At 75.2% G+C, this 1,983-nt stretch carries 3 protein-coding genes; 2 read left to right on the top strand and 1 reads right to left on the bottom strand.

Annotated features, from left to right (window positions below):
* Positions 1-233 precede the first annotated feature (233 nt).
* Positions 234-755 (top strand): GNAT family N-acetyltransferase, encoded by a 522-nt coding sequence (locus tag ACWEVO_RS35710; RefSeq protein WP_452311813.1) that lies wholly within the window; start codon positions 234-236, stop codon positions 753-755.
* Here ACWEVO_RS35710 and ACWEVO_RS35705 read toward each other — a convergent pair.
* Complete coding sequence (locus tag ACWEVO_RS35705) at positions 725-1,273, bottom strand: hypothetical protein (protein WP_452311812.1); 549 nt, start codon at positions 1,271-1,273, stop codon at positions 725-727. The two genes, ACWEVO_RS35710 and ACWEVO_RS35705, sit on opposite strands and share 31 nt — an antisense overlap.
* A 99-nt stretch (positions 1,274-1,372) precedes the next feature.
* Here ACWEVO_RS35705 and ACWEVO_RS35700 point away from each other — a divergent pair.
* A partial coding sequence (locus ACWEVO_RS35700; RefSeq protein WP_452311811.1) for an SAM hydrolase/SAM-dependent halogenase family protein occupies positions 1,373-1,983 on the top strand: 611 nt, incomplete at its 3' end.

Genomic DNA, 1,983 nt, shown 5'->3' with positions numbered 1-1,983 from the left:
TCTTGCTCGACACAAGTTGATCTACCAGGAGTCCCGTTCCCACTATCCAGCAGGGGTTGACCCGCCGATCACACCCCTAACGCAACGGCGTTGACGTGGAAGTAGTGGTGTCGCAGTGCGACGGATGCCACTCGATCCGGGATCGCGCGCTTTCCCGCGGACGGCGACGGGAGCGCGTGCCACAGCGGCCGGCCCCGGTGGTTAGGGTGTGGCCGGCGCACGAGGAGGGGCCGATGGCCGGGATCCGGGTTCGACCGGCGGAGCCGCGCGACCGGGCGGACGTGGCGGCGCTGCACCACCGCGAGTGGGGTGGCCCGTACGTGGTGGTCCACGACACCCGCTACGACCTGCGGGAGCTGCCCACGCTGGTGGCGGTGGACGGCGCGGGCGCACTGGCCGGGGCGCTGGTGCACCGGCTCGCCGACGACGCGCTGGAGGTGGTCAGCCTGGCCGCCACCAGCCACGGCCTGGGCGCGGGCAGCGCCCTGCTGGCCGCCGCCGAGGCGGTCGCGGTGGCCGCCGGGGCGGCCCGGCTGTGGCTGGTGACCAGCAACGACAACCTCTCCGCGCTCCGCTTCTATCAGCGGCGGGGGCTGCGCATCGTGGCGGTGGACGCCGGGGCGGTGGACCGGGCCCGCGAGCTGAAGCCCGCCATTCCCCGGATCGGGGCGGACGGCATCCCGATCCGCGACGAGCTGCGGCTGGAGCGCCGGCTGGCCCCGGCTCAGGCCAGCTTGGCGAGCACCGCGTCGTAGCGCTTCCGCTCGGTCGCGGAGGTCTTCGTGCCCAGGTAGTTGAGCACCACCGCACCCTTGCGGTACGAGTCCGTCCCCCACATCTCGGTCTGGTTGGTGGCGCTCGCCTCGTCCGGGAAGACGTAGACCGAGACGGCGTCCGTGGCGAGCAGCTGGGCACAGCCCACACCGACGCCGTCCGGCCCGCAGTCCTTGGACCGGTCCCGGACGTTCGGCACCGCCAGGCCGGCCGCCTTGAACGCGTCGACCACCTTGCGGGCGGACGGTGTGCCGGCGGCCTTGGTCGGCATGGTGAACGGCGGGGTGGACGCGCTCTCGGTCGGCCGGCCCTTCGGGCGGCCCGACTCGGCGACGCCGGGCGCCTCGGTCGGGGCGGCCGCGCTGGTGGCCGGCGCCTTGGACCGGCCGTCGGCCCAGGCCCCGCCGTCCTGGTCGGCGGCGTCCTTGCCGCAGGCGGTCAGCCCGAGGGCGATGAGGACGGTGGCGGCGGTCGACAGGAGGCGAAGGCGTTTCGTCACCCCGGCAGTCTGCCCGAACGGCGGTGCGGCCGGGCACCGGCCGGTCGGCCGATCACACATGCCGGTCCGTGGCCCCCGGCCACCCGCTAGCCTTCCGGCATGGCTCCGACCGCCTGGATCTCGCTGACCACCGACTACGGTCTGACCGACGGTTTCGTGGCGGCCTGCCACGGCGTCATCGCCCGGCTCGCCCCGGCGGTTCGGGTGATCGACGTGACCCACCTCGTACCAGCGGGTGACGTCCGGCGCGGCGCCGCGGTGCTCGCCCAGACCGTGCCGCACCTGCCGTACGCCGTCCACGTCGGAGTGGTGGACCCGGGCGTCGGCACCGCCCGGCGCGGGATCGCCCTGGTCACCCCCGGCGGCGTGCTGGTCGGGCCGGACAACGGGCTGCTGCTGCCGGCCGCCGCGGCGCTCGGCGGCGTCACCTCGGCGGTGGAGCTGACCCATCCGGGTTGGCTGGCTCCGGAGGTGTCCCGCACCTTCCACGGCCGGGACGTCTTCGCACCCGTCGCGGCGCGGCTGGCGACCGGCGCGGCAGCGACCGACGCCGGGCCGGCGGTGGATCCGGCGACGCTGGTACGGCTGCCGGACCCGGTGCTGCGACGGGAGCCCGGCGGGTTCACCGCCGAGGTGCTCACCGTGGACCACTTCGGCAACGTCCAGCTCGCCGCCGCGCCCGCGCTGCTCGACGAGGTCGGCCCCGAGCC

Source organism: Micromonospora sp. NPDC003776 (assembly GCF_053605645.1).
The sequence above is the reverse complement of the archived record's forward strand: the minus strand, read 5'-3'. Positions and strand labels throughout refer to the sequence as shown.